At 34.8% G+C, this 25,219-nt stretch carries 20 protein-coding genes, 2 tRNA genes and 2 rRNA genes; 13 read left to right on the top strand and 11 right to left on the bottom strand.

Going from position 1 to position 25,219, the window contains the following annotated elements; all coding sequences use genetic code 11:
• Window positions 1-7 precede the first annotated feature (7 nt).
• The gene (gene dsrP, locus ABNT22_RS11085; protein WP_348718978.1) at window positions 8-1,228 is read left to right on the top strand and encodes a sulfate reduction electron transfer complex DsrMKJOP subunit DsrP; all 1,221 of its coding nucleotides are present in this window, start codon (window positions 8-10) and stop codon (window positions 1,226-1,228) included.
• Between the two features lie 37 nt (window positions 1,229-1,265).
• On the opposite strand, the gene miaA is transcribed toward dsrP, so the two are convergent.
• From miaA to ABNT22_RS11045, 8 genes are read right to left on the bottom strand one after another with little or no spacing between them, the layout of a single operon-like run.
• Entirely contained in the window at window positions 1,266-2,177 is a 912-nt protein-coding gene (miaA, locus tag ABNT22_RS11080) for a tRNA (adenosine(37)-N6)-dimethylallyltransferase MiaA (protein WP_348718977.1), read from the bottom strand.
• Window positions 2,178-2,993: an ion transporter gene (locus ABNT22_RS11075; RefSeq protein ID WP_348718976.1), complete on the bottom strand. Its 816-nt coding sequence runs from the start codon at window positions 2,991-2,993 to the stop codon at window positions 2,178-2,180. It lies immediately after the preceding gene.
• Window positions 2,994-3,021: 28 nt separating this feature from the next.
• Window positions 3,022-4,119, bottom strand: a complete 1,098-nt coding sequence (locus ABNT22_RS11070; RefSeq protein WP_348718975.1) for an exonuclease domain-containing protein — start codon at window positions 4,117-4,119, stop codon at window positions 3,022-3,024.
• 45 nt (window positions 4,120-4,164) lie between these two features.
• Window positions 4,165-4,833 (bottom strand): YggS family pyridoxal phosphate-dependent enzyme, encoded by a 669-nt coding sequence (locus tag ABNT22_RS11065; protein ID WP_348718973.1) that lies wholly within the window; start codon window positions 4,831-4,833, stop codon window positions 4,165-4,167.
• Between the two features lie 17 nt (window positions 4,834-4,850).
• A complete protein-coding gene (locus ABNT22_RS11060; RefSeq protein ID WP_348718972.1) occupies window positions 4,851-6,092 on the bottom strand; it encodes a DUF1015 domain-containing protein in 1,242 nt (413 codons plus the stop codon).
• Window positions 6,093-6,098: 6 nt separating this feature from the next.
• The gene (locus ABNT22_RS11055) at window positions 6,099-7,049 is read right to left on the bottom strand and encodes a D-2-hydroxyacid dehydrogenase (RefSeq protein WP_348718971.1); all 951 of its coding nucleotides are present in this window, start codon (window positions 7,047-7,049) and stop codon (window positions 6,099-6,101) included.
• A 52-nt stretch (window positions 7,050-7,101) separates the two neighbouring features.
• Window positions 7,102-8,166 (bottom strand): 3-phosphoserine/phosphohydroxythreonine transaminase, encoded by a 1,065-nt coding sequence (gene serC, locus ABNT22_RS11050; protein ID WP_348718969.1) that lies wholly within the window; start codon window positions 8,164-8,166, stop codon window positions 7,102-7,104.
• Window positions 8,167-8,217: 51 nt separating this feature from the next.
• Window positions 8,218-9,279 (bottom strand): acyl-CoA reductase, encoded by a 1,062-nt coding sequence (locus ABNT22_RS11045; RefSeq protein ID WP_348718968.1) that lies wholly within the window; start codon window positions 9,277-9,279, stop codon window positions 8,218-8,220.
• A 71-nt stretch (window positions 9,280-9,350) separates the two neighbouring features.
• Between ABNT22_RS11045 and ABNT22_RS11040 the strand changes: the two genes are divergently transcribed.
• From ABNT22_RS11040 to ABNT22_RS11030, 3 genes are all read left to right on the top strand, one after another.
• Entirely contained in the window at window positions 9,351-9,701 is a 351-nt protein-coding gene (locus tag ABNT22_RS11040; protein ID WP_348718967.1) for a 4Fe-4S dicluster domain-containing protein, read from the top strand.
• 152 nt (window positions 9,702-9,853) lie between these two features.
• Window positions 9,854-10,945: a redox-regulated ATPase YchF gene (ychF, locus tag ABNT22_RS11035; protein ID WP_348718965.1), complete on the top strand. Its 1,092-nt coding sequence runs from the start codon at window positions 9,854-9,856 to the stop codon at window positions 10,943-10,945.
• 83 nt (window positions 10,946-11,028) lie between these two features.
• Window positions 11,029-11,700, top strand: a complete 672-nt coding sequence (locus ABNT22_RS11030) for a DUF2461 domain-containing protein (RefSeq protein WP_348718964.1) — start codon at window positions 11,029-11,031, stop codon at window positions 11,698-11,700.
• On the opposite strand, the gene ABNT22_RS11025 is transcribed toward ABNT22_RS11030, so the two are convergent.
• Entirely contained in the window at window positions 11,697-12,977 is a 1,281-nt protein-coding gene (locus ABNT22_RS11025; protein ID WP_348718962.1) for a DUF2341 domain-containing protein, read from the bottom strand. The two genes, ABNT22_RS11030 and ABNT22_RS11025, sit on opposite strands and share 4 nt — an antisense overlap.
• 286 nt (window positions 12,978-13,263) lie before the next feature.
• Window positions 13,264-14,592, bottom strand: coding sequence for an MATE family efflux transporter (locus tag ABNT22_RS11020; RefSeq protein ID WP_348718960.1), 1,329 nt, complete (start codon window positions 14,590-14,592; stop codon window positions 13,264-13,266).
• A gap of 111 nt (window positions 14,593-14,703) precedes the next feature.
• Here ABNT22_RS11020 and ABNT22_RS11015 point away from each other — a divergent pair, with 111 nt between their 5' ends.
• Genes ABNT22_RS11015 through ABNT22_RS11005 form a run of 3 tightly spaced genes read left to right on the top strand, consistent with a single transcriptional unit; the run spans window position 14,704 to window position 16,864 of the window.
• Window positions 14,704-15,102, top strand: coding sequence for a thioesterase family protein (locus ABNT22_RS11015; protein WP_348718959.1), 399 nt, complete (start codon window positions 14,704-14,706; stop codon window positions 15,100-15,102).
• Between the two features lie 23 nt (window positions 15,103-15,125).
• Entirely contained in the window at window positions 15,126-16,244 is a 1,119-nt protein-coding gene (locus ABNT22_RS11010) for a DEAD/DEAH box helicase (RefSeq protein WP_348718958.1), read from the top strand.
• The gene (locus ABNT22_RS11005) at window positions 16,244-16,864 is read left to right on the top strand and encodes a trimeric intracellular cation channel family protein (protein ID WP_348718957.1); all 621 of its coding nucleotides are present in this window, start codon (window positions 16,244-16,246) and stop codon (window positions 16,862-16,864) included. Before ABNT22_RS11010 ends, ABNT22_RS11005 begins: the two co-directional genes overlap by 1 nt.
• Before the next feature lie 28 nt (window positions 16,865-16,892).
• Here ABNT22_RS11005 and ABNT22_RS11000 read toward each other — a convergent pair whose 3' ends face one another.
• A complete protein-coding gene (locus ABNT22_RS11000) occupies window positions 16,893-17,327 on the bottom strand; it encodes a hypothetical protein (RefSeq protein WP_348718955.1) in 435 nt (144 codons plus the stop codon).
• Between the two features lie 339 nt (window positions 17,328-17,666).
• Between ABNT22_RS11000 and ABNT22_RS10995 the strand changes: the two genes are divergently transcribed.
• The 6 genes from ABNT22_RS10995 to ABNT22_RS10970 all read left to right on the top strand — a co-directional run bounded on the left by ABNT22_RS10995 (window position 17,667) and on the right by ABNT22_RS10970 (window position 25,218).
• The gene (locus ABNT22_RS10995) at window positions 17,667-18,920 is read left to right on the top strand and encodes an aminotransferase class I/II-fold pyridoxal phosphate-dependent enzyme (protein ID WP_348718954.1); all 1,254 of its coding nucleotides are present in this window, start codon (window positions 17,667-17,669) and stop codon (window positions 18,918-18,920) included.
• A gap of 97 nt (window positions 18,921-19,017) precedes the next feature.
• A complete protein-coding gene (locus tag ABNT22_RS10990; protein WP_348718953.1) occupies window positions 19,018-19,755 on the top strand; it encodes a DUF4294 domain-containing protein in 738 nt (245 codons plus the stop codon).
• Window positions 19,756-20,354: 599 nt separating this feature from the next.
• Window positions 20,355-21,875: ribosomal RNA gene (locus ABNT22_RS10985) — 16S ribosomal RNA — on the top strand.
• A gap of 78 nt (window positions 21,876-21,953) precedes the next feature.
• Window positions 21,954-22,027 (top strand) — tRNA-Ile (locus tag ABNT22_RS10980).
• A 93-nt stretch (window positions 22,028-22,120) separates the two neighbouring features.
• A tRNA-Ala gene (locus ABNT22_RS10975) sits at window positions 22,121-22,194 on the top strand.
• Between the two features lie 156 nt (window positions 22,195-22,350).
• Window positions 22,351-25,218, top strand: a 23S ribosomal RNA gene (locus ABNT22_RS10970).
• The 16S and 23S rRNA genes sit together here with 2 tRNA genes alongside, the layout of an rRNA operon.
• The last annotated feature ends 1 nt before the right edge of the window (window position 25,219 follow it).

The raw sequence follows: 25,219 nt of genomic DNA, 5'->3' as shown, positions 1-25,219 counted from the left end.
TAAATAGATGAAACAATTTAAAGTTTTTAAAAGTTTAATTATAGATAGTTTTGATACCATAACCAAAGGTTCAAAAACCTATCATTTATGGATGGCATTTTTAACTTTCGTAATGTTGGTAGGAATGTATTGTTACTCAATTCAATTAGAGCATGGACTAAGTGTTACAGGAATGACAGATCGAGTTAGTTGGGGATTATATATTTCAAATTTTACTTTTTTAGTCGGAGTTGCCGCTGCTGCAGTTATGTTAGTAATGCCTACTTATGTACTGAAAGATATTGATTTTAAACAAGCCGTATTAATAGGAGAGGGGCTAGCAGTAGCCGCATTAATAATGTGTTTGGCTTTTGTGATAGCTGATATGGGAGGCCCTTCTGTATTATGGCATATGTTACCAGGAATAGGAGTATTTAACTTTCCTAATTCTATGCTTACTTGGGATGTTATTGTGCTAAATGGGTACTTGTTTTTAAATATTACCATACCATTTTATATTCTATTCAGACATTATCAAGGGAAAGAATCTAAGAAAAGTGTGTATGTACCTGGTGCAATCTTATCAGTTTTTTGGGCAGTTGGAATTCACTTAGTAACAGCATTTTTATATCAAGGATTACAAGCACGTCCATTTTGGAACAATGCTTTGTTAGGACCTCGGTTTTTGGCTTCTGCGTTTGCAGCTGGACCAGCTTTGATCATTTTAGTATTAGCAATTATTAGAACCTTTACGGCATTTAAGATAGAAGATAAAACTATAAAGAAAATAGCTATGGTTGTTACAGTAGCAGCTCAGATTAATATAATTATGTTGGTATCTGAATTGTTCAAGGAGTTTTACGCTCCTACACATCATAGTGAAAGCGCTTATTACTTGTTTTTTGGTTTAGAAGGAAAAACGGCTTTATTACCTTGGATTTGGACAGCTATTTCCTTAAACCTTTTAGCTACAATCATATTAACTTTTCATAAGCTTCGAAACAATTTAAAAATCTTATACTTTGCCTGTTTCATTCTATTTATTGCAATATGGATTGAAAAAGGTTTCGGACTAATTGTTCCAGGCTTTATTCCGGGACCATATGGAAAAATAGCTGAATATACACCTACAGGGATTGAGATTGGTGTAACACTTGGTATTTGGGCGTTAGGGGCCTTAATATTTACCATACTGGCAAAAACCGCAATTGGAATAGAAACAGGTAAGTTGAGGTATAAAAGGAAATAGGGATGTATAATGGTTGTCCTTAGAAAAGTGGGCTATCTTAGTATAGCCTGCTTTTCACTTTTTCAATGATAGTTTCTATGTTCTCTTGAAAATCAAACCATAAAATGTCTTTGTCTTTTCTAAACCATGTACCTTGTCTTTTGGCAAACCTTCGGGTATTCTTTTTTATTTCAGAAATAGCAAACTCTTTAGTGAAATTTCCATCAAAATATTCAAATAACTCTCTATAGCCAACAGTTTGTAACGCATTTAAACTTTTATGTGGATAAACCGATTTGGCTTCCTCTAACAAACCATTAGCAATCATAATATCTACACGACGATTAATACGATCGTACATTATTTCTCTATCAGCGGTTAATCCAATTTTAATAGAGTTAAACTTACGAGGAGCTTTTGGTTTATTTTTGTAAGAAGAATAAGTATTCCCAGTACCAATACAAATTTCTAAAGCTCTAATTAAACGATGAGGATTATCTAGAGCAATAGTTTCATAACTTTCGAAATCTAATTCTTTTAATTTATTTTGAAGGTATTCAATACCTTTTTCTTCAAGTTCAGAAGTAAGTTGTACTCTAATTTCTGGGGCAACATCAGGAAAATAATCCAATCCTTTTAAAACAGCATCAACGTATAATCCACTACCTCCAACCATAATTTGAACTGAATTCTTTTGAAACAACTCATCTAGTTTTGTCAATACATCTTTTTCAAATTGACCTACAGAGTAATCTTCAAAAATACTTCGATTCTGAATAAAATGATGAGGTGCTGCGGCTAACTCTTCGACATCAGGAACAGCAGTTCCGATAGCCGTTTCTTTATAAAACTGACGTGAATCACAAGAAATGATATCACAGCCAAAATGCTGTGCTAATTTGATACTAAGTGCAGTTTTACCGATAGCTGTTGCACCTACAATAGTAATGAGAGTATTTTCTTGCGACATTTAATTCAGTTTTGTTCCGCAATGATAACAAAATTCTGCATCATCTTTATGACCATCATGCAAACAATTAGGACAAGATTGGGTATTTGTGTCAATCGTAGCTTTAGTCATTTCAGAAGTTACAATTCCTGTAGGTACAGCTATAATTCCATAACCTAATATCATTATAATGCTGGCAACAAATTGTCCAAAAGGAGTATGAGGAGCTATATCACCATATCCTACCGTAGTTAAAGTAACAATAGCCCAATACACACTTCTGGGAATACTTGTAAAACCATTGTCTCCTCCTTCAATTAAGTACATTACAGTACCTAAAATAACACACAGGATTAAAACAAAAAACAAGAAAACACCTATCTTAGCTCTACTAGCTTTTAAAGCCCTAATGAAGTTGTTAGATTCTCCAATAAAACGAGCTAGTTTTAAGATTCTAAAAACTCTTAGTAATCGTAACGCTCTTAAAGCAACCAAGCTGTGTGTTCCAGTAAAAATGATGGCTAAATATTTAGGTAATGTAGATAATAAATCTATGATTCCGTAAAAACTAAAAATATACTTAGAAGGTTTTTTAATAGAGATAATACGAGCAAAATATTCAATTGTAAATAAGATAGTAATAACCCATTCAGAGATATCTAAAAAAGAATCATATTTTGTATGAATAGAATCTACACTTTCTAACATTACTAATATAATACTAGCCACAATTGCAATTAACAGAACTATGTCAAATAATTTGCCAGCGGGTGTATCTGCCTCATAAATGATTTCATGAAGTTTATCTTTCCAGTTGCTGTTTTTTTGTTGTTTCAACAAGAGAAATTTTGGAATTTAAACAATATTACAAATTATTTTCAACTTCTAATCTAATGATTTTAGACACCTTATTTTTAAGTAAGTAATTTTTAATGATAGTTTTAGAAAGTTGTTTGTGTTCAATGGGAGTTAGCATAGATCTTAATACATCTAACTTATTTTCTTGATAAGCTAAATTGGTAAAAGCATACCCAATAACTTCATTGTTTTCAATTAAAATGACTGCATTTTCTTCCGGAATTCTTCCTTTATCCATTATAATCATATCACTATGATTAAAACCATTAAGATTGTGTTTACGCTTTCTAATGATATTATATTTAGGCTTAAGTCTTTCTAACTCTAAATAATATTTTAAACGCGTAAATAATAGATTTCCGGTTTCTTCAAAAGTAATATCGTGTAGCCTTTTTAAAATCTTTTCTGCCTTACGAGTGGTTTTCAAAAAAAGTTTATTGGCTTCATATTTTAAATTGGTTCCTCTTCCTATAAAAATAATATTCCCTTCTTCATTATGAACATAAAAAAGTCCTTGTCTTTCTGGTAGTTTATCTAATATCTTATCGATCTTTTGTTTAACTTCTCGTTTGTCAAAATACTTGATAGATTCTTGAAGAATTTCTTTTTCAACGTCTTTTTCTAAGAGTAATTTAAAAAGTTTTACAGTAGCCATGGCATCACCATTAGCTCTATGGCGATCTGCTACAGGAATTCCAAGATGTCTGCATAATTTCCCTAAACTATGAGAAGGAGCATCCGGAATTAATTTTTTACTCAGGGTAACGGTGCATAATGTATTTCGTTTGAATTCATAACCGAGCTTGCTAAATTCATTCTTTAAAACTCTATAATCAAAACTAGCATTATGAGCTACAATAATACAATCTGTAGTAATTTCAACAATACGTTTAGCTACTTCATAAAACTTAGGAGCATTACGAAGCATTTTATTATTTATTCCGGTAAGTTTTACAACAAATTCTTGAATTTCTTTCTCGGGATTAATAAGTCCTATGAACTGGTCAACTACTTGATGACCATCAAATTTATATATGGCTATTTCTGTAATTCCCTCTTCATTAAATTTTCCACCTGTCGTTTCAATATCTAAAATTGCGTACAATTCTTTCTCTTTTTTTATTATTTAAGTTAGCTGATTAGGGTAAATCTAAGCAATATAATTTCTAACTCCAAAAATAGAGCTACCTATTCTAACCATATTGCTTCCATTTTCAATGGCTAATGAGTAATCTCCACTCATTCCCATAGATAAAGTAGTTAAATCAGTATGTTTCTTTTGATGGACATTAAAAAAGTTAGCTAAGGAAGAAAATTCTTCTTGTAATTGGGCTTGATCATCTGTAAACGTCGCCATGCCCATAAGCCCAGTAATTTTCACATTTTCTAACTCTTTTAGTTCTTCAGAAGCTAAAATACTTTCTATTTCAGCAAAAGGTAGACCAAATTTAGTGTCTTCTTTAGCAATACGAGCTTGCAATAGGCAATGAATTATTCTATCATGCTTTTTTGCTTGCTTATTTATTTCTACCAAAGTTTTAAAGCTATCAACACCGTGAATTAAACTTACAAAGTGAGCCATATATTTCACTTTATTTCGTTGTAGATGCCCAATCATATGCCATTCAATATCTTTTGGTAAAGCATCGTATTTGCCTACCATTTCTTGAATTTTATTTTCGCCAAACACTCGTTGTCCTGCATCATATGCTTCCTGAATATCTGAATTGGGTTTTGTTTTAGAAACAGCAACCAGAGTAACATTTTCTGGCAATGTTTCTTTTATCTTTTGAAGGTTTTCTTTAATTCCTGTAATCATATGTGTATAGGCGTTTACTATGAAAATTCGTAAATAGTTAAAGCGCTTCTTAATTTCGGTTCTATATAAGTGGTTTTTGGAGGCATGATAAGACCAGCGTCAATAATACCTTTTAATTCCTCAATGGTGGTAGGTAACATTCCAAAAGACACCTGAAAATCACCTTTGTCTACTTTCGTTTTTAACTCTAATCCATCAGATTTATCTTGAGAATAAATAATCTTTGAATCATCTCTTATATCATCAATTCCTAAAATAGGTTTTAAAACAGTGGTATATAATATATGTGCATCTAAATCACTTAAAGCATCAGTAAACTCATATCCTGATTTACGTAGATTTAGTGAATAAAATTCTCCATTTAAGTACATGCTAAATTGATGCTTCTCTTTTGGCTTGTACAACTCCTGACCTCTGTTTTCTATTCTGAAATAAGTGTCTAACTCTATTAAGAATTCATCTGGAGTTAATCCGTTTAAATCTTTAATGAATCTATTAAACTCATAAATACTCAATTGACTCTCTGGTAATAGATAACTCATAAAGAAATTATAGTTTTCATTACCCGTATGTTCTGGATTTTCTTTAGCTAAGTTTTGAGCTAATAAGCAAGAAGAAGTTGAACGATGATGCCCATCAGCAATATACAGGGTGTTTATGGCTTGAAAAGCGTCATTAATCTTCTTTATATCTTGCTCATCATCAATTACCCATAATAAATGAAAATCTTTATCAGTTGTTGAAAATTCGTACTCTGCTCTATTCTTTTGATACTTCTGGATAATTTTCTCTACAGAAGGATTGTCAGGATAGGTGAGTAGTACAGGTTCAGCATTAAAGCCAGTGTTTTTTAAATAATTTTCAAATAATAACTCACGTTTTTTTAAAGTACTCTCATGCTTTTTAATAATATCATTATGATAATCTTCTACCGACGTAGCAGCAATGATTCCGCAAAACGTATGCGTGGGAGTTACTTTTTGATATAAGTAGTAAGCAGGTTTTTCATCTTGCGTGAAAATACCATCTTCTTTAAATTCCAAATAGCGATTGTGAACCAATTTAAAACGTTGTTCTCCAGTAACATCTTGCTTGTGGTATTTATAACCAGGATTAATTACATGTAAAAAAGTATACGGATTAAACGCAAGTTTAGCATTTAGGTTTTCAGTATCATAAATTTCATATGATTTAGAAGATACTAATGCAACTTTATCTCTGGTAGCTCTAACAGCTTTAAAGGGTTTAACAATAGCCATATATTATTATGAAAGTAATTCTACTATTTGTTTTGCAAGTTCAACACCAATTCTTTCTTGAGCTTCTATAGTTGATGCACCAATATGAGGTGTTAATGAAATATCTGGATTCATTAACAACTGTATTTCTGGAGTAGGCTCTTTTTCATACACATCTAAACCAGCATATTTTACTTTTCCACTATCAATAGCACTAACTAAAGCTACTTCATCTAGAATACCTCCACGTGCAGTATTAACTATACCAACGCCATCTTTCATTAATTCAAATTGATCTGAACCTAATAAATATTCTTCTTGAGCAGGGATATGTAAACTAATAAAGTCAGCTTCTTTTAAAACCTCTTCTGTAGGAACAGTATCAATAGTAATATCTATAGATTGCCCATTGAAAAACGGAACTGTTACTGAAGTCGTTTCCACATTAATATCAGAAGTAATAACGTTCATCCCAATACCTAAAGCTATTCTTGCTACTTCATGCCCTATATTCCCCATTCCAATAATACCTAAAGTCTTTCCACGCAGTTCAACCCCCGCAGCATATTGCTTTTTAAGAGCTTTAAAACGCATTTCTCCTTCTAAAGGCATGTCTCTATTGGCCTGGTGTAAAAAACGAACCATTCCAAAAAGATGGGCAAATACTAATTCTGCTACTGAATTGGCAGAAGCCTCAGGAGTATTAATTACGAATACACCATTATCTTGTGCATATTCCACATCAATATTATCCATACCAATATCACCACATCCAATTAACTTAATACTCGGACAAGCTTCTATTAACTCTTGTCGCACTTGGGTAGTACTACGAACTAAAATGGCATCAATACCATGATCATTTATATAGTTTTCTAATTGCTCTTGAGCAACTTTTGCATTTATTACTTCAAAACCTGACTTTTCTAAAACTTCAATTCCTTTTTTAGAAATTCCGTCATTTGCTAATATTTTCATTTTATTTCTACTATTGGTCTTTAAAGATGATATATTTTATAAAGACACTAATTTATGCGATTCTTTCTAACTCTTGCATTACATCTACTAATGCCTGCACACTATATAAAGGTAATGCGTTATACATACTGGCTCTGTAGCCTCCAACACTTCTATGTCCATGTAAACCATTAATATTGGCTTCTTTCCATAAGGTGTCAAATTTCTCTTTTAAATTTTCATTAGCTAAGGTAAACGTAGCGTTCATATGACTACGATCTTCCTTATTTACAACCCCATTAAACAATGGATTTCTATCTATTTCATTATATAATAAAGCAGATTTCTGCTTGTTAACCTTTTCTATAAATTCAATACCTCCTAAATCTTTCAACCATTCTAAAGTTAACATAGAAACATATACCGAAAATACCGGTGGGGTATTAAACATACTCTCTTTTTCAATATATAGTTGATAGTTTAACATTGAAGGAATTTGACGTGTTACTTTTCCTAAAACATCTTCTTTCACCACAACTAAGGTTGCTCCAGCTGGTCCCATATTTTTTTGTGCTCCAGCATAGATTAAATCAAACTTAGAAAAGTCTAACTGACGTGAAAAAATATCTGAACTCATATCACATATTAAGGGAGCGGAAGTTTCAGGGAAACTTTTCATTTGAGTTCCATAGATGGTATTATTACTTGTACAGTGAAAATAATCGATATCACCAGGTACTTCATAATTTTTAGGAATATAGTTAAAGCCCTTATCTTTTGAAGAAGCAACTTCAATTAGGTCTCCAAATAACTTTGCTTCCTTAATGGCTTTAGAACTCCAAGTACCTGTATTTAAATAGGCAGCTTTTTTATTTAATAAATTATAAGCCGTCATTAAAAACTGCATGCTTGCGCCACCTTGTAAAAACAATGCTTTATAACCTTTGTTTTCTAATCCTAATAACTCTAAAGCTAAACTCCTTGCTTTTTCAATAACATTTACGAAAGACTGACTTCTATGAGAAATCTCAATTAACGATAAGTTATCATTGTTAAAATTAATAACCGCTTCAGAAGCTTTTTGAAGTACGCTTTCTGGTAAAATACAAGGACCAGCACTAAAATTATGTTTTTTCATATTGTTGAGTTGTTGAAAGGCAAAGATGCAAATTATCCTATGAGGATTCGCTTAAATTTTAGCTAAAAATTCTAAGGTGTTTACCCCATCAGCATAATCCCATAGTTTTGGATGTTGTGTTTGTCCGAAAGCAATTTCATTATCCATAAAATCTTTAGAAACCACACATTGTATTTGCTCTCTTTCTTCCCAAAGCTTTATTTTTAAATCATCTGTATTATCATAATACTCATAAAAAACAGAAGCAATAGGAGAGGCATAACTATTATCTTCTTTTATCATTAAGAAACCATTCTCTAAAATGTCAAATTCGCTCATTAAATACACCGCCTTATTGTAGTCATAATTATTAGCGTATTTAACGTTGTCAATAATTTCTTTTCGATTATACATTCCCCTAAAGAAATTATCGAAATCATAATTCTTTGGAACAAATAATTTAGAAACTGAACGACAACCTAAACCAAAATAGCGAAATACATCTTCACTTAAATGTTTAAAATCTTCCTCAGTTTCATTTCCTGTTAAAATAGCAACAGAATTTCTATTCTTACGAATGATACTTGGCTTATCTTTAAAATAGTGTTCAAAATAACGAGCGGTATTGTTACTTCCAGTAGCAATAACGGCATCGAAGTTTTCTAATTTTCCTTCAGTAAAAACAATTTTACCTTTTAAATCAGAAGAAACATATTCTAAATACTTCGCTAAGAAAGGAAGTAAATGTTTATCGTTAGACGATTGTTTTACTATCACTGAATGCCCAGCAATTAATACCGAAATAAAGTCATGAAAACCAACCAACGGAATATTACCAGCCATAATAATTGCTACATTTTTCGCTTCATTAGTCCCTAACGATTCATTTTCTACCCAAGTAGAAATATTGGAAAGAGTTAATGCTTTAGACCAATTCTCGGTAGAAAATAATAAGTTTTCTTTGGTAAACCATGTATTATTCTCTTCTGCTAGTTTTAATTGATGTTTAAACCCATCAAAAAACAAATCATTATGCTCAATAGCATCTTTTATTTCAATCTTTTCTTGAGAAAATTGACTTAAAAACTTACCTAACTTTACAAAAGCGTTTATTCTGCTCTGTGTTATCTCCATTTATTTTGGTTCTAAATTAAATTGGCGTTATTTTTGCGCTGCAAAGATACATAAACCGATATAGAAATACTATGGCAATTATAATAACTGACGAGTGTATAAATTGTGGAGCATGTGAACCAGAATGTCCAAATACTGCTATTTATGAAGGAGCAGATGAGTGGAAGTATGCTGATGGTACCGATTTAGAAGGTAATATAGTGTTACCAAATGGAACAAGCGCGAATGCTGAGGAAGAGCAAGAGCCAGTTTCTGATGAGATATACTACATTGTTGCTGATAAATGTACAGAGTGTAAAGGATTCCATGAAGAACCTCAATGTGCGGCTGTATGTCCAGTAGACTGTTGTGTGCCAGATGAAGATAATGTTGAAACAGATGAAGAGTTATTGGCAAAACAACGTTTTATGCACCATGAATAAATTTAACCAATAATCGTTAAATATTAAAGATATAAAGCCTCGATGAATTCGAGGTTTTTTTATGGTATTTATTGAAAGGAAATCAACTATATTTGCATGCGCAAAAATCGAAATATTGATTTTTGGTGTTTTTATTAAATATTTAAAGAAATATGAAAGCTGGAATTGTAGGATTACCAAATGTAGGTAAATCAACTTTATTTAACTGTTTGTCTAACGCTAAGGCACAGAGTGCGAATTTTCCATTTTGTACAATAGAACCAAACTTAGGAGTGGTAAATGTACCAGACGCAAGATTAGAAAAATTAGAGGAATTAGTAAATCCTGAAAAGGTAATTCCAGCGACGGTAGAAATTGTTGACATTGCTGGTTTAGTTAGAGGAGCTAGTAAAGGAGAAGGATTAGGAAATCAGTTCTTGGCAAATATTAGAGAAACGGATGCAATTTTACATGTATTACGTTGTTTTGACAACGATAATATCGTACACGTAGATGGATCTGTAGATCCGATTAGAGATAAAGAAACAATTGATATTGAACTTCAGTTAAAAGATTTAGAAGCTGTTGAAAAGCGTTTAGAAAAGGTAAAAAGAGCAGCTAAAACTGGAAGTAAAGAAGCTAAATTAGAATTAGAGATTTTAGAAAATATCCAAGCTACTTTATTAGAAGGAAAATCTGTTCGTACAATTGAATTTTCTGAAAAAGAAGAAGAATTAGTAAAATCGATGCAATTTATTACTGCAAAGCCAGTATTATATGTGTGTAATGTTGATGAATCTTCAGCTAAAGATGGAAATGCTTATGTAGAAAAAGTACGTGAGGCTGTAAAAAATGAAGATGCAGAAATTATTGTATTAGCGGTAGGTACTGAAGCAGATATTGCTGAGTTAGATGATTATGAAGAGCGTCAAATGTTCTTATCTGATATTGGGTTAGAAGAGCCTGGGGTATCTCGTTTAATTCGTTCGGCATATACATTATTAAATTTACAAACATATTTCACTGCAGGTGTAAAAGAAGTAAGAGCTTGGACGATTCCTGTAGGTTCTACGGCACCACAAGCGGCTGGAGTGATTCATACAGATTTTGAAAAAGGATTTATCCGTGCTGAGACAATTAGTTATACGGATTATGTTGAATATGGAAGTGAAGCTAAAGTAAAAGAAGCGGGTAAAGTTAGAGTAGAAGGTAAGGAGTATGTCGTAGCTGATGGAGATGTTATGCATTTCAGATTCAACGTATAATAAAAAACTTATAAGGATTCTAAAACTCCATGGAAATATTTCCATGGAGTTTTTGTATTTTAGGGCTCCAAATTTCTAGAACAATGCAAATAGAAAAATCAACATTTCAATTTTTAAAAGACTTAAGCGAAAACAATAACAGAGATTGGTTTACCGATAATAAAGGTGATTTTACAAACGCTCAAAACAATGCAAAAGCATTGTATGCTTCCGTTCAAGATAACTTGAATAAACATGATGAAATTGATAAGTTTAAGTTGTTTAGAATTTATAGAGATGTACGATTTTCAAAAGATAAAACACCCTATAAAACACATTTCGGAGGTTCATTTCATAGAAAGAAACCTGAATTAAGAGGTGGGTATTATTTACATATAGCTCCAGGAGATAGTTTTTTAGCAGGAGGTTTTTGGGAACCTAATAAAGAAGATTTGTTTAGAATTCGTAAAGAATTTGAAATGGATGCTTCCGAAGTTAGAGAAATTTTGACTGAAGAAAATTATGTAAAACATTTTGGAGGAGTATTTGAGGGAGAAGAACTAAAAACAGCTCCTAAGGGATTTGACAAAACACACCCAGATATTGATCTAATACGTAAAAAAGGATATATCGCTGTCAAAAGATTTTCAGATAAGGAAGTATTGGCAAAAGACTTTTTATCTAATATAGATGAAGCCTTTATAGCACTACGTCCATTTTTTAATTATATGAGTGATGTGTTAACCACTAATTTAAATGGTGAATCTATAATTTAATTTGTCGGGTCTGAATCAGGGTCATCTTTATCACTCTGAGTAATTTTCGCCGTGTTTATAATTTGTCCAGCTGAATCTATAGTTACAGTAATTTGTAACTCGGCAAATTCGGTTGGAAGTATGGAGATAGAGGTTAAGTCCCAAGTATTAGTTCCTGTGCTATACGTTGTGCCAGAAGTACTACTATAACTTACAAAAGTTAATCCACTAGGTATAATATCTTCTACAAGAACACCTGTGCCACAAAGAGGTCCTGCATTATGAACCCTTATGGTATAGGTAATATTATCTCCTACTTTAGGAAGGGCATTGTTAACAGTTTTAGTTAGTTTTAAGTCGGCGCTACCATCTTCTGCACCTATAGTTGCTCCGATAGTTCCACATGAACTTTTAGCTACTGCCATAAAATCAATATGATAATTATGTCCTCCTCTAACAGTAACCCTATCAAAATTACAATAGTTACGATTGTTAGGCATAGTTGAAGAAACCAAACCACCAATAGCATTTCTATTATCATCATAAAGTTGAGCTGTCACAGTATTCGAAGAACAACATCGTGTTAATTCAGTTCTAAACCAGGTATCAATAGGTTGATTTCTATTAGGTCTGTTTGCATTGTTTCCACTGCCATTTGTTCTGGCTTCAAGACCAAAAACACGATTTCCCCCTCTAGCATCTCTGTTTATGTTATAACCATTAAATCCTGAATTTTCAATACCATACCTATTCAATCCACAGCCATTATTGTTTCCTGCGGTAGTTCTTACTTCTCTTGTTATTAATCTAAAATTCGTAATGGTTTGTCCAATAGATTTCCATCCTCCATTAGGGTCACAATTGGTTGTTTTTGATAGTGTAGAGCTTCCTAAGGTTGTGGTAGCACTTACAGCTCCTGATCCGTAAGTATTCCAACCTGTTGTGGAATTCATATCATCGTAAAAAATGAATGTATTTGCCGCGTTACTAGTATTAGACGATGTACAACCATCATAATACATATATATAGTTTTAGTTCCATTTGGTATAGATGGAACTTTAATCCAAATAGTTGCATCATCACTTACTGTAAATTCTTCAATCCAAAAAGATATTTCAGTTGATCCATCAGAATCTGTAAAACGAATATCAGAGAAATCAGAACTCATTCCAGTAACAAAATTTACATCTAACATTATTTGATAATCTGTTTCTGTTGTAGTTGAAGTAATCGTAATAGGTCTTCTTCTATCGCAATCACATAGATCTGCACTGGCATTAAAAGTAGTAGTAACCATGCCCTTTCTTATTGAGTTGAAGTTAAAATCTTTCTTAGTAGGAAAGGAGGAATGCGTTGTTTTTGGAGCAAAATTTAACAAACTCAAAAACAGCAACGATAGTAGGACATATGTTTTTCTTATCATAGTAATTGTACAATAATCATTAATTAACCTAGTAAGTAGATGTTAGTTGGTTTTCTAAGAATGTTAATTAAGACAATATAATATTTCGAGGACCACTAAAATAAGCTTTTCTTATAAAAAAGAAAAGAAATAAAGGAAGTAATAGTATGAATGTTAACTTTTAAGTGAGGTTTTTTGCAATTTCCTTTTTTAGATAGACATAAGTAACAAGGGTTGCCAAGATATCTGCAATGGGAAAAGACATCCATACACCATTTACACCAAAAAACTTTGGCATAATATAAACCAATGGAATCAGTAAAAAGCCTTGTTTTAGTAAGGTTAATAATAAGGCGGGTAAAGCCTTTCCTGCTGCTTGAAAATAAGCAGAGCCAATTAATTGTGTTGTGATTACTGGAGTTGCCAAAAAGGCAATTATTAAAGCGTTGGGTGTTAAACTCAATAGTTCTTGATCATTTGTAAAAATGCTTACTAATTCAGAAGGGAAAAGCATTATTAAAATAAAAATAAAAGTAGCGATACCAGTTCCAAATAGAATTGAAGTTTTAATTGTTTGTTTTACTCTAATGGCATCTTGAGCACCATAATTATAACCAGCAATAGGAAGAAAACCTTGTGTTACACCTAATACTGGAAATAAAGCAAACATCATTACCCTATTAATAATACCATACACTGCAATCGAAATTTCTCCTCCATATTTAAATAATGTATAATTGAGTATTATAATTAGTATGCTAATAGTTCCTTGACGTATTACGGTGATTCCTCCTAAAGAAATGATTTCTTTTACAATAGACCAATTCAAATTAAAATATTCTGGAAGAATTTTTAACTCAGTGTTTTTTGATAGGAAAAACCACAATACAAATAATCCACTTACCGCATAAGAAATGGAAGTTGCTAATCCTGCACCAAACATTCCCAAGTCCATAAACTTAATAAAGATAATATCGAGAATAATATTAGCAATCGCTGGTAAAATCAAAGTAAACATAGCATAATTGGGTTTCCCAACAGCTCTAATAACAGGATTACCCATCATAGCGAAAGCTAAAAATGGAACTCCCCAAATAATTACATGAAAATACTCGGTAGCGGGATCTAAAATTTGTCCATTTGCTCCAAATAATCGTAGTAAAGGAGCACAAAAGTATTCTCCAACAAGAATAAAAAGGAAAGCCAGTATAACAGTAAGACTTATTTGATTCCCAAAAACTTCAAAAGCTTTTTTAATTTCATTTCGACCAAATGCTCTGGAGATAATAGAACTTCCTCCAATACCAATTCCCATTCCTACAGAAGAAATGAAAAAAGCAATAGGTAAAACTACTGTAATTGCTGCAATAGCTAAAACACCAATCCATTTACCAACAAAAATAGTATCTACAATCATGTTCATAGACATAACAAGAATACCAATAGAAGCTGGAATTGCTTGTTTGAGTAATAGTTTACTTATTTTTTCGGTTCCAAATTTGTTTGTCAAAGTGTTCTTAGTTTAATCTCAGCACTCGAATATCTAAAAATATTGTTAGCTACAATAAAATGACTAGCAGTTTTAAGTAATAATTAACACCAATCGTTGTAAGTTTGTTAAATGAATATTTTTGAAAAGAAGCATCGAGTAATTTTAGAGGAGATAGATGAGTACAATCATGTGAATAATGTAGTTTATGTACAATGGATTCAAGATGTAGCAGATGCTCATTGGAAACAATTAATAGCAGATGTACCAAAACCAGATTATGTTTGGTTTGTTGTACGTCATGAGATAGATTATAAGGGACAAGCTAAATTAGAAGATGAAGTAACAATTACCACTTGGATTGGTAAGACAGAAGGAGTAAAGTCGGTTAGACATGTTGAAATAAAAAGAGATAAACAAGTTTTGGTTAAATCGGAAACTACTTTTTGTTTGTTAGATGCTAAAACCCAAAAACCTAGAAGAATCACAAAAGAGGTAACGAATTTATTATTACCCAAGAATAAGCAATAACTTTGCATTTTTAAAACAAGTGTATGACAACATTTAAAACCTTAGGGATTAAAAAAGAATATATAAAAGGGTTAAAAGAATTAGGAATTGTTACACCAACAGAAATTCAAAGAGAAGTAATCCCATACCTATTACAAACTAATAGTGATTTTATTGGTTTGGCTCAAACAGGAACTGGTAAAACAGCAGCATATGGATTACCTGTTTTAGATAAGATAAATCCATCAAAAGACAATGTTCAAGCCTTAATATTGTCTCCTACTAGAGAATTGGTACAGCAAATAAAAAAACAGTTATTCAAGTATACCAAATATGTAGATAAAAAAATATTTGTAGAAGCTGTTTATGGTGGAGAAAAAATAGACAAACAAATAAATAATCTTAAAAGAACTACACATATAATTGTTGCCACTCCAGGTAGATTAATTGATTTAATTGAAAGAGGCGAGGTAAACCTTAAGCAGCTTAAAACATTGGTTTTGGATGAAGCAGATGAAATGTTAAGTATGGGTTTTAAAGAAGAGTTAAATCGTATCTTAAAATATACTTCTGGCGAAAGAAAAACTTGGTTATTTTCAGCTACGATGCCTAATGAAATTAGAAGTATTGTTAAGAAATATATGAACGCTTCTGCTAAACAAGTTGAGATTGATAAAAATACTCTGGTCAATGCTAATATTTCACATCAATTTGTTCAAACAACCATAGGAGAAAAAACAGACATCATTGTTCAATTTTTAGAGAGAAGGAATCATGAAAGAGGAATTGTATTTACAAGAACGAAGGCAGGAGCTCAAAAGTTAGCAAAAGAATTAAAAGAAGAAGGATTTTCAGTAGAAGCATTAGAAGGAGATATGCAGCAAAAGGAGAGAGATAAAGTGATGAGAGCTTTTAAAAAAGAAAACTTACAAGTATTGGTATCTACAGATGTGTCTGCTAGAGGGATTGATGTACAAGATTTAGGATTTGTTGTACATCATCAATTACCTGAAAAGAAGGAGTATTATACACACCGAAGTGGTCGAACAGCTCGAGCTGGAAAAAAGGGAATATCTTTAATATTGGTATTGCAAAATGAAAGACAAAAGATTGCTGAAGTAGAAAGAGATTTACAAATTGAAATTTCAGAAATACATATGTAATGAGTGTTATTTATGCTATTGATATTGCAGGAACCTTTGCTTTTGCGATTAGTGGAGCTTTGGTAGCATTGAAAAAAGACTTTGATGTTTTTGGAGTAATCATTATAGCTTTTGTAACTGCAGTAGGAGGTGGGATGCTAAGAGATGTTTTGATTAATGCTCACCCCATTAATTGGATTGGAGATATTAACTATATCTGGACTATATTAACAGCAGTATTAGCAACTTTTTTATTTAGGAGTAAAATAGCCCCATTACGTAAAACAATGTTTTTATTTGATACCATAGGAATAAGTGTTTTTACCTTATTAGGATTGCAAAAAGGATTGAGTTTCAACCTTCATCCATTTATAGCATTAATAATGGGGATGGTTTCGGCTGTTTTTGGTGGTGTTATCAGAGATGTTTTAACAAGAAAAGTTCCTTTAATATTTAAAAAAGAAATTTATGCTTCGGCCTGTTTATCTGGTGGAGTAGTATACCTTTTACTAGGTAAATTAAATATTAATGTAGATATTCAATTTATAATATCGGCATCTATTATTATTTTGATAAGAACAATTGCAGTTAGATATCAATTGGAATTACCAAGAATTAAAAAAGATATATTTAAAAAATAAGAGCGAGTAATAAACTCGCTCTTATTTTTTATGATAACCATCCCTTTTCAATGCACTTCTTTGAATAGAGTAATAGGAACACTCCAATTATAATAACCATGATAGGCATAACCATTCCTCCTGGACCATAAACCTCAGTAGCTTTACTCATAAACAAATTGTAGCTCATTTGAGCAATAATTGCAATTAATGAAACTAAAAATAAAGACTTGGCAAGTTTCTTTTTTAACAAAAGAACGATACAGCCCAAAGTACCGCCAAAAACAGCAATAGCAAAAGCAGCTGTTACCCAAGCGGGTACATTTTCATATAAAGCACGTTCCGCTTCTGGCAAAGCAGCAAGCATTTCATTTGTCATATATGCTTGTCCAATGTATGCCATTACTCCCATAGCATTCCATATTAACGCAAAAATACCGATTACCCAAAATAATGTAGTTGGTTTATTAGATTCTGAAGACATAAAATAGTTTTTAAAGTTAGTTTACTGTTAAAAGTACAGATTGTAATTATAAAAACAAAATCAAGAATGACTTTGAATTCTTCGATAAAGAAAGTATAATCTTAAAATAGTGTTAAACTAATTTAAATACTGTAACTAATTAGAGTTACAACCGTCTTATAATTGATTGCTTAACAAATAAGTTGGTGATTAGTTAGTTTTTAATAGTTGATTGAAGAAGGCTTGAAAGAATATTTCAAGCCTTTTTTTCTTGTAATTAGTCACTTAACTTAGTGAATTTTCGATTTGATTAACTGTTAAAAAAGCCCTATTTTCGCACCCTGAATAACAAAAGTAATTATGGTTAAAGATTTATTTGAGAGAATTAAAGGAGATAAGGGACCGTTAGGTAAATGGGCAGATAAAGCAGAGGGATATTATGTGTTTCCTAAGTTAGAAGGGCCTATATCTAACCGAATGCAGTTCAATGGTAAGTCAGTAGTTACTTGGAGTATAAATGATTACCTAGGTTTAGCAAATCATCCAGAAGTTTTAAAGGTTGATGGAGAGTCAGCAGCTACAGATGGTATGGCTTACCCAATGGGAGCAAGAATGATGTCAGGTCATACAAAATATCATGAGCAATTAGAGAGAGAATGTGCTGAATTTGTTGGGAAAGAAGCTTCTTATTTGGTAAACTTTGGATATCAGGGAATGGTGTCAGCAATTGATGCTTTAGTGTCAAAAGATGATATTATTGTATATGATATGGATACTCATGCTTGTATTATTGATGGAGTTCGATTACATGCGGGAAAGAGATTTGTATACCGTCACAATGATATAGAAAGTTGTGAGAAAAACTTAAAAAGAGCCACTAAAATGGCTGAAAAAACTGGAGGAGGTATTTTATTAGTTTCTGAAGGTGTTTTCGGAATGAGAGGAGAACAAGGACGTTTAGCTGAAATAGTAGCGTTAAAAGAAAAATATAACTTCAGGTTATTAGTAGATGATGCTCATGGTTTTGGAACTCTAGGAGAAGGAGGAAGAGGAACAGGTTTTGAACAAGGAGTTCAGGATGGAATCGATGTGTATTTTGCAACTTTTGCAAAATCTATGGCAGGTATCGGTGCGTTTTTTGCCGGTGATGCAGATGTAGTTCAATACTTACAATATAATATGCGATCTCAAATGTTTGCAAAATCACTTCCTATGCCAATGGTTAAAGGGGCATTAAAACGTTTAGATTTAATTCGTACACAACCTGAATTAAAAGATAAGCTATGGGAAGTTACAAATGCCTTGCAATCAGGTTTAAGAGATGCTGGTTTTGATCTAGGAACAACACAAACGTGTATCACTCCAGTATATTTAAAAGGAGAAATCCCTGAGGCTATGGCAATGGTACAGGATTTACGTGAAAATCATGGAGTGTTTTGCTCTATCGTAGTATATCCAGTTATACCAAAAGGATTGATAATTTTAAGATTAATTCCAACAGCAAGGCATAATATGGAGGATGTAAAAGAAACAATAGAAGCCTTTACAGCAATAAGAGAAAAGCTGGAAAATGGAACATACAAAAAACTAGCCGAAGCAATTATGGCAGAGTAATTATAAAATTAACTTAAAAGACTCATGAATTAACGTTCATGAGTTTTTTGTTTTAAAGAATATGCTATTTTTGGAATCCTTTTTGATGTATTAAACTATGAAAAGAATTGTCTTACTTCTTATAATTCTAATGCCTTTGATACTGCAGGCTCAAATAAAAGACTCGCTACCTAGCTTTGAGGATGAGTATTATCTAGTAAAAAGAGGAGATTCCTTAATGATAGAGTTACCAGAGGTTGCTGTTTTGCCAAAACATAAATTTAAAAATAAAACGGATATACATTATTACTATTGGTTTAGGAAGAAAGTATATAAGGCTTATCCTTATGCAACATTAGCCTCTAAGAGAATTGATAGCCTTAAATTAAGATTATCAAGAATTCCTTCAAAAAGTAAAAGACGAAAGTATACCAAAAGAATCCAAAAGTACTTAGAAGAGGAATTGACAGATCAATTGAAAAAGATGACACGAACAGAGGGAAGAGTGTTGATTAAGTTAATTCATCGTCAAACTGGAAAAACAGCTTTTGATAATATTAAAGAATTTAGAAGTGGATGGAAAGCTTTTTGGTATAATGCAACGGCGAATTTATTTAAGCTATCATTAAAAACAGAATATAATCCTTCAACAGTAAATGAAGATTATTTGATAGAAGATATTTTGCAGAGAGGATATATAAATGAAGAATTAGAATATCAAGAACCAAAAATGTCTATTGAATCAAGGGGTATTTTAGAAAAGAAAAAAGGAACTGTTGATGTAGAAGAGTACAAAAGAATGTTTGCTAAGATTAGAAAGAAGAAGGATAGGAAGAAAAAACGTAGAAAGAAGTAAAAAAACTAGAAGGTTTAGTATTTGTTTTTAAGGTAGTTAGTTTTTTAGTTAAAAAAAAGGTTTAAAAAGGTGTTGTTGGATTAAAAAAAGGTCGTATGTTTGCACCCGCAATCGCAAAACGGATAATGTTTAGAAGATTGCAAAGTTCATTAAAATAGGGTATGTGAAGGGTTAAGAAAGGGTTAAAAAATAGTTTAATTTTTTCTTGTTTAATCGGAAATAAAATAGGTAACTTTGCAGTCCGTTTTAAAAACGAAAGTTCGTTGAAATAGTGTAAAAATAAACTTCAAAAATTTCAAAAATATTTTTGTCAGATTAAAAAGAGTTTATATATTTGCACTCGCTTTTAAAAAGAGCAAAAGTTCAGAGAGATTTTGGAATGATTTAAGACAAATCAACTAGTTCGATTCTAGTGTTTCTACAAAGAGGTTAAGTTGAAGATACAATGAGATTATTTGTGATTTAGAGACTAACCAAGTTCATTGAAAATATTGAAATTGACAGCGTAATTAAAGAGTAGAATTACCACGGCGACCTAATTTAGGTTAGGTTACCAAAAATTCTTTTGAAGCTTAACATTTAAAATTATTAAAGATTTTACAATGAAGAGTTTGATCCTGGCTCAGGATGAACGCTAGCGGCAGGCTTAACACATGCAAGTCGAGGGGTAACAGAGAAAAGCTTGCTTTTTTGCTGACGACCGGCGAACGGGTGCGTAACGCGTATAGAATCTGCCTTGTACAGGAGGATAGCCTTTAGAAATGAAGATTAATACTCCATAATATTGGGAAGTGGCATCACTATCTAATTAAAGATTTATCGGTACAAGATGACTATGCGTCCTATTAGCTAGATGGTAAGGTAACGGCTTACCATGGCAACGATAGGTAGGGGGTCTGAGAGGATTATCCCCCACACTGGTACTGAGACACGGACCAGACTCCTACGGGAGGCAGCAGTGAGGAATATTGGTCAATGGAGGCAACTCTGAACCAGCCATGCCGCGTGCAGGAAGACTGCCCTATGGGTTGTAAACTGCTTTTATACGGGAAGAAACTTACTCACGTGTGGGTAACTGACGGTACCGTAAGAATAAGCACCGGCTAACTCCGTGCCAGCAGCCGCGGTAATACGGAGGGTGCAAGCGTTATCCGGAATCATTGGGTTTAAAGGGTCCGCAGGCGGTCAATTAAGTCAGAGGTGAAATCCTACAGCTTAACTGTAGAACTGCCTTTGATACTGGTTGACTTGAGTCATATGGAAGTAGATAGAATGTGTAGTGTAGCGGTGAAATGCATAGATATTACACAGAATACCGATTGCGAAGGCAGTCTACTACGTATGTACTGACGCTCATGGACGAAAGCGTGGGGAGCGAACAGGATTAGATACCCTGGTAGTCCACGCCGTAAACGATGGACACTAGTTGTTGGAATTATTCAGTGACTAAGCGAAAGTGATAAGTGTCCCACCTGGGGAGTACGATCGCAAGATTGAAACTCAAAGGAATTGACGGGGGCCCGCACAAGCGGTGGAGCATGTGGTTTAATTCGATGATACGCGAGGAACCTTACCAGGGCTTAAATGTAGAGTGCATGATCTAGAGATAGACTTTCTTCGGACTCTCTACAAGGTGCTGCATGGTTGTCGTCAGCTCGTGCCGTGAGGTGTCAGGTTAAGTCCTATAACGAGCGCAACCCTTATCGTTAGTTGCCATCAAGTAAAGTTGGGGACTCTAGCGAGACTGCCGGTGCAAACCGCGAGGAAGGTGGGGATGACGTCAAATCATCACGGCCCTTACGTCCTGGGCTACACACGTGCTACAATGGTATGGACAATGAGCAGCCACTATGCGAATAGGAGCGAATCTATAAACCATATCACAGTTCGGATCGGAGTCTGCAACTCGACTCCGTGAAGCTGGAATCGCTAGTAATCGGATATCAGCCATGATCCGGTGAATACGTTCCCGGGCCTTGTACACACCGCCCGTCAAGCCATGGAAGTTGGGGGTGCCTGAAGTCCGTCACCGAGAGGAGCGGCCTAGGGTAAAACTGATAACTAGGGCTAAGTCGTAACAAGGTAGCCGTACCGGAAGGTGCGGCTGGAACACCTCCTTTCTAGAGAAAGATGGTGAGTTACAAAAGAGGTAATTTACTCTTTGCTGTTAATTTTAAAAAAAAGACTAAGATCTTAATAGTCTCGTAGCTCAGCTGGTTAGAGCGCTACACTGATAATGTAGAGGTCGGCAGTTCGAGTCTGCCCGAGACTACTATTTTAATTAAGGTCGAAGTAAGGAAATTCTAGAAGTTGGGTGAGAGTGTTAAGTAACTTAATCGCTCATGAGGCTCCTCTTACTAGAGAAGGGGAATTAGCTCAGCTGGCTAGAGCGCTTGCCTTGCACGCAAGAGGTCACCGGTTCGACTCCGGTATTCTCCACGAGGTTTTTATAACCTAAAGTTCATTGACATATTGGTAAAATGATATCGTAAAGAATCAAGATAGAGAGTTAGATAAATATCTAACGAATTATTTTTATAAAAATATAAAGAATTATAAAGAGCTCGTTCTAGTGTAATGCTAGAGCAAAAAGTACAATAAGCTAAATAAGGGCGTATGGCGGATGCCTAGGCTTTCAGAGGCGAAGAAGGACGTGATAAGCTGCGATAAGTAACGGGGAGATGCACATAATTTATGATCCGTTAATTTCCGAATGGGGCAACCCGGCATGTTGAAGACATGTCACCGAAAGGAGCAAACCCGGAGAACTGAAACATCTAAGTACCCGGAGGAAGAGAAAACAATAGTGATTCCGTTAGTAGTGGCGAGCGAACGCGGATTAGCCCAAACCTAATTTGTTACGGCAAATTGGGGGTTGTAGGGCTGCGACATTAGAATCTAAGTGAACTAGAATAGTTTGGAAAGACTAACCAAAGAGAGTGATAGTCTCGTATAGGTAAACGAAGAGGATATAGCAGTACCCTGAGTAGTGCGGGACACGTGTAATCCTGTATGAATCTGCCAGGACCATCTGGTAAGGCTAAATACTCCTGAAAGACCGATAGTGAACTAGTACCGTGAGGGAAAGGTGAAAAGAACCCTAAGTAAGGGAGTGAAAGAGAACCTGAAACCGTACGCCTACAAGCGGTCGGAGCACATTTACTGTGTGACGGCGTGCCTTTTGCATAATGAGCCTACGAGTTACTGTTACTAGCAAGGTTAAGGATTTAAGGTCCGGAGCCGAAGCGAAAGCGAGTCTGAATAGGGCGCAATTAGTTAGTAGTAGTAGACGCGAAACCGAGTGATCTATCCATGGGCAGGTTGAAGCTGTGGTAACACACAGTGGAGGACCGAACCAGTTGACGTTGAAAAGTCTTTGGATGACCTGTGGATAGGGGTGAAAGGCCAATCAAACTCGGAAATAGCTCGTACTCCCCGAAATGCATTTAGGTGCAGCGTTGAGTAAAAGTTTTATAGAGGTAGAGCTACTGATTGGATGCGGGGGCTTCACCGCCTACCAATTCCTGACAAACTCCGAATGCTATAAAATGTTTCTCAGCAGTGAGGGCATGGGTGCTAAGGTCCATGTCCGAGAGGGAAAGAACCCAGACCATCAGCTAAGGTCCCCAAATATATACTAAGTTGAATAAACGAGGTGGAACTGCTTAGACAGCTAGGATGTTGGCTTGGAAGCAGCCATTCATTTAAAGAGTGCGTAACAGCTCACTAGTCGAGCGGTTCTGCATGGATAATAATCGGGCATAAGTATATTACCGAAGCTATGGACTTAATAAAGTGGTAGGGGAGCATTCTATATGTGCTGAAGGTGTGCTGTGAGGCATGCTGGAACGTATAGAAAAGAAAATGTAGGCATAAGTAACGATAAAGGGGGCGAGAAACCCCCTCACCGAAAGACTAAGGTTTCCTCAGCGATGCTAATCAGCTGAGGGTTAGTCGGGACCTAAGGCGAATCCGAAGGGAGTAGTCGATGGACAACAGGTTAATATTCCTGTACTTCTTATAAATGCGATGGGGTGACGGAGTAATGAACCCGCCGCGAGCTGACGGAATAGCTCGTTGAAACACGTAGGTATTGGGACTGTAGGCAAATCCGCAGACCTAGCTGAAATGTGATAGTACCACAACTCTTCGGACGCGTGGATAGTGCGGCTAAGAACTTCCAAGAAAAACCTCTAAGCTTCAGTTTATAAGAACCCGTACCGTAAACCGACACAGGTAGTTGGGATGAGAATTCTAAGGTGCTCGAGAGATTCATGGCTAAGGAACTAGGCAAAATAGACCTGTAACTTCGGGAGAAAGGTCGCCCACCTCTGGTGGGCCGCAGTGAAAAGATCCAGGCGACTGTTTATCAAAAACACAGGGCTTTGCTAAATTGAAAGATGATGTATAAGGCCTGACACCTGCCCGGTGCTGGAAGGTTAAGTGGAGTTGTTAGCTTCGGCGAAGCAATCAAATGAAGCCCCAGTAAACGGCGGCCGTAACTATAACGGTCCTAAGGTAGCGAAATTCCTTGTCGGGTAAGTTCCGACCTGCACGAATGGTGCAACGATCTGGATACTGTCTCAGCCATGAGCTCGGTGAAATTGTAGTATCGGTGAAGATGCCGATTACCCGCAGCGGGACGAAAAGACCCCGTGAACCTTTACTATAGCTTCGTATTGACTTTGGATAAGTAATGTGTAGGATAGGTGGGAGGCTTTGAAGCAGCGTCGCTAGGCGTTGTGGAGTCAACCTTGAAATACCACCCTTTGCTTATCTAGAGCCTAACTCAGTGATGAGAACAGTGCGTGGTGGGTAGTTTGACTGGGGTGGTCGCCTCCAAAAGAGTAACGGAGGCTTCTAAAGGTTCCCTCAGCACGCTTGGTAACCGTGCGTAGAGTGCAATGGCATAAGGGAGCTTGACTGAGAGACATACAGGTCGATCAGGTACGAAAGTAGAGCATAGTGATCCGGTGGTTCCGTGTGGAAGGGCCATCGCTCAAAGGATAAAAGGTACTCCGGGGATAACAGGCTGATCTCCCCCAAGAGCTCACATCGACGGGGGGGTTTGGCACCTCGATGTCGGCTCGTCACATCCTGGGGCTGGAGAAGGTCCCAAGGGTTGGGCTGTTCGCCCATTAAAGTGGCACGCGAGCTGGGTTCAGAACGTCGTGAGACAGTTCGGTCTCTATCTGCTGTGGGCGTTAGAAATTTGAGTGGATCTGACTTTAGTACGAGAGGACCGAGTTGGACTAACCTCTAGTGTACCAGTTGTCTCGCCAGGGGCACTGCTGGGTAGCTACGTTGGGAAGGGATAAGCGCTGAAAGCATATAAGCGCGAAACCCACCACAAGATGAGATTTCTTTAAAGGGTCGTGGAAGATCACCACGTTGATAGGCTATAAGTGTAAGTGCAGTAATGTATGTAGCTGAGTAGTACTAATAACCCATAGGCTTATGTACG

The organism is Tenacibaculum sp. 190130A14a (genome assembly GCF_964048965.1).
GTDB classification, from domain to species: domain Bacteria; phylum Bacteroidota; class Bacteroidia; order Flavobacteriales; family Flavobacteriaceae; genus Polaribacter; species Polaribacter polynesiense.
This window is presented reverse-complemented; position numbering and strand designations above follow the sequence as displayed.

Bases quoted from the DNA above. Each gene is read 5' to 3' on its own strand.
- ABNT22_RS11005 (WP_348718957.1), top strand. From the start codon at position 16,244: ATGAGTGTTATTTATGCTATTGATATTGCAGGAACCTTTGCTTTTGCG.
- ABNT22_RS10995 (WP_348718954.1), top strand. From the start codon at position 17,667: ATGGTTAAAGATTTATTTGAGAGAATTAAAGGAGATAAGGGACCGTTA.
- ychF (WP_348718965.1), top strand. From the start codon at position 9,854: ATGAAAGCTGGAATTGTAGGATTACCAAATGTAGGTAAATCAACTTTA.
- miaA (WP_348718977.1), bottom strand. From the start codon at position 2,177: ATGTCGCAAGAAAATACTCTCATTACTATTGTAGGTGCAACAGCTATC.
- ABNT22_RS11060 (WP_348718972.1), bottom strand. From the start codon at position 6,092: ATGGCTATTGTTAAACCCTTTAAAGCTGTTAGAGCTACCAGAGATAAA.
- ABNT22_RS11040 (WP_348718967.1), top strand. From the start codon at position 9,351: ATGGCAATTATAATAACTGACGAGTGTATAAATTGTGGAGCATGTGAA.
- ABNT22_RS11065 (WP_348718973.1), bottom strand. From the start codon at position 4,833: ATGATTACAGGAATTAAAGAAAACCTTCAAAAGATAAAAGAAACATTG.
- dsrP (WP_348718978.1), top strand. From the start codon at position 8: ATGAAACAATTTAAAGTTTTTAAAAGTTTAATTATAGATAGTTTTGAT.
- ABNT22_RS11010 (WP_348718958.1), top strand. From the start codon at position 15,126: ATGACAACATTTAAAACCTTAGGGATTAAAAAAGAATATATAAAAGGG.
- ABNT22_RS11030 (WP_348718964.1), top strand. From the start codon at position 11,029: ATGCAAATAGAAAAATCAACATTTCAATTTTTAAAAGACTTAAGCGAA.
- ABNT22_RS11055 (WP_348718971.1), bottom strand. From the start codon at position 7,049: ATGAAAATATTAGCAAATGACGGAATTTCTAAAAAAGGAATTGAAGTT.
- ABNT22_RS11000 (WP_348718955.1), bottom strand. From the start codon at position 17,327: ATGTCTTCAGAATCTAATAAACCAACTACATTATTTTGGGTAATCGGT.
- serC (WP_348718969.1), bottom strand. From the start codon at position 8,166: ATGAAAAAACATAATTTTAGTGCTGGTCCTTGTATTTTACCAGAAAGC.
- ABNT22_RS11015 (WP_348718959.1), top strand. From the start codon at position 14,704: ATGAATATTTTTGAAAAGAAGCATCGAGTAATTTTAGAGGAGATAGAT.
- ABNT22_RS11025 (WP_348718962.1), bottom strand. From the start codon at position 12,977: ATGGTTACTACTACTTTTAATGCCAGTGCAGATCTATGTGATTGCGAT.
- ABNT22_RS11045 (WP_348718968.1), bottom strand. From the start codon at position 9,279: ATGGAGATAACACAGAGCAGAATAAACGCTTTTGTAAAGTTAGGTAAG.
- ABNT22_RS10990 (WP_348718953.1), top strand. From the start codon at position 19,018: ATGAAAAGAATTGTCTTACTTCTTATAATTCTAATGCCTTTGATACTG.